Source organism: Butyricicoccus sp. AM78-15b2TA (assembly GCF_027665985.1).
Taxonomy (GTDB): Bacteria; Bacillota; Clostridia; order Oscillospirales; family Butyricicoccaceae; genus Agathobaculum; species Agathobaculum butyriciproducens.
Window position 1 is genome coordinate 1 of the sequence record NZ_JAQEHY010000060.1, and the last position, 841, is coordinate 841.

Sequence of the window (841 nt, forward strand, 5' to 3'; positions counted from 1 at the left end):
TCGTTTCGCTGGTATATACTGCCTTCTCCATACTTTCTTTTTGGTTTCTGTATTGCTGTAATCATCGTTTACTCCTTGTGTTTGTAACGGTGATGGCACAGCCAACAACGCTATTATTATATCATAACAATCATAAATTTGTAAGCGGCATATTTACACTCCATGCTGTCGTGAACAGTTTATTCACGCTCGTATTCTTACACTTGCCGATTGACTTACGACACCTCTCACCCGAATCCTGTTCTGCTGGTGGGGAGTATCCTTTTCCGCTGTTCTCGCCTCGCCGGTTGCTGACCGGCTGTTTTATCAAAGCGGCTTATCGGTTACCCGATACGGAAAATTCGTTACAGATGGAGCTTTATTCAGTTGTCAAAGTCCAATTAACCTCCTGTTTTTTTGCTGTTCGGCCTGTCTGTGCATTGCGTTACTATGCATATTTGCTGACAAGCCATGTATCACCGAAACCAAAATTAAAGAAAGCTAAGATAAGTATGGAGTTTAGGCTTTCATCTTTGATTGGGATTCTATCATACCGTATATATGAAACAAAGTCAATCGGGGTAGGAATTGTTCACATTTGATTCATAATTAAACTTTGGCACACAGAAAAGTTACGAAAACACAGTATTCTTGTTGTCGCAACACATTGTCATCGAACATTTGTTGCATAGTTTCTAAACAGAAGTTTCGGCAAAGCAAAAGTGGTCAATAAATTGACCACTTTCCGTAAAAATATTTTGGTTTTCTCAACAATTCGGACAAATAAATTCCGAAACGCACCTGTACAGAACAGATGTACAACGGCGCGTTAAGGGGGAGAGGAACGAAATCCGCGCCGCCC

The 841-nt window shown here is 40.9% G+C and carries 1 protein-coding gene; it reads left to right on the forward strand.

Annotated elements, in window-relative coordinates; translation table 11 throughout:
* A partial coding sequence (locus tag PGS25_RS15595) for a hypothetical protein (protein ID WP_270419426.1) occupies positions 1-581 on the forward strand: 581 nt, incomplete at its 5' end.
* Positions 582-841: the final 260 nt, after the last annotated feature.